Consider the following 1,496-nt stretch of genomic DNA (forward strand, 5'->3'; position numbering starts at 1 on the left):
GTCTTGCCCTGCTCCACCAGCATGGTGGTGGAGTCGCCGCCGCGCTTGAAGAGGGGCGGCTTGTTTTCGTCGGGTCCAACCACGGTCAGTGCCACCTGGCCGCTCGCCGAAAGGCCCCTGCCGTCGGCAGCGTTGTAACTGAACGTTTCGCTGCCGGGCCTGGTGTCTGCAGGGACCGAAATCTGGAATGCCGTGCCGCCGTAGATGTTCTGCAGCGTCCCGGCCTTGGGCCCGGAATCGCCGACGGCGGCGGTCAGGACGTCGCCGTCAGGATCGGAATCGTTGTCCAGGACGCTGAGGATGGTGGTGCGGCCCGGGCGGACCCCGACGGCGTCGGGTTTGGTTTCCGGTGGCCGGTTGGGTTTGGTGCGGTCTGGCAGGACGTTGATGGTGTTGTTGTCCGCCGATTCCTGGTCCTGTTCATCGGATTCGTTCTTCGGCGGCACGACGTCGTCCCAGTTGTTGACGAGCTGCATGTTCTGGTTGACCAGCCACACGTTCCCGGAGTTCACGTCATTGAGGACCACCAGGTCCCGGTTCACCCGGAAAACATACGACGGCGACGCACTCGCCTTGGGCACATCCACGTTCTTGTCATCAGCATCATTGACACAATCACGCACATACTTATTCGCCCCGGACCACGCCGCATGCACACAACCGCCCAGCTGCACCGGCGCCGCCGGCACACCCTCACCATCGAAGCCCACCGTCTTCGCCGTCGAACCATCCAACGGCTGCTTCAACAACGCCTTCGGCGTCGAAATGGCAACGGCATCCGCGGCCGGGCCGCCCTGCTGCAACTTCGCATCCCGCGCACCCTCCAACTGCAAACGCTTCCCGCCAGGCAGGAACAACTTCCCCGCAGCAGCATCAAGGACCACGGGCTTGTCCCCCACCACCGTGATCTGCAGGTCCCCCGCGCCCTTCAACTCACCCCACGTACTCGAATCTGCTGACACCACCACACCATTGACATCCACCTCAGTCACCGTGACCGCACCGGACTTCGGATCCGCCGAATAAATCCGGTCATCCGCCCCCACCGCCGAAACCAGGCCCTCGGAACCCACCAACACCGGCTCCGACGCTTCCTGGTCAAAACCATTCACCGTCGACGGCGACACCGCCCATACTTTGCCCGACGCCGGATCCGTCACCGAAATCACGCCGGTGCCAAAACTGACCTCAGCCGAACCCGGCAACTGCTTATCCCCGCCCAGGCGCATGTTCGCCGGCGAAACCTGGTTCAGGGTCGAACCCGTTTCATCGTCAACAAACACGTCTCCGGCGCTCTGCAGGATGTCGAACGTGGTGCTGGCCGGCGTCACCGCACCGTCAAGGACCCGCGACGGATAATTCAGCCGCCCCACAGCATTCTTCGACTTCGAGACAACCCACACACCGCCGTCGTTCAGCTCCACCTCAGTGGTCTTGAACCCCGGGTAAATGATGGCGCCCGCAACCAACGCAACACCGGCCACAGCAAAAGCCGT

At 63.2% G+C, this 1,496-nt stretch carries 1 protein-coding gene; it reads right to left on the reverse strand.

Annotation, left to right across the window (positions count from 1 at the left end; translation table 11 throughout):
• The coding region (locus DBR22_RS19580; RefSeq protein WP_375134995.1) for an Ig-like domain-containing protein at positions 1–1,496 on the reverse strand (1,496 nt) is incomplete at both ends.

The sequence above is a fragment of the Arthrobacter sp. HMWF013 genome (genome assembly GCF_003061105.1).
In the GTDB taxonomy this organism is placed as follows: domain Bacteria; phylum Actinomycetota; class Actinomycetes; order Actinomycetales; family Micrococcaceae; genus Arthrobacter.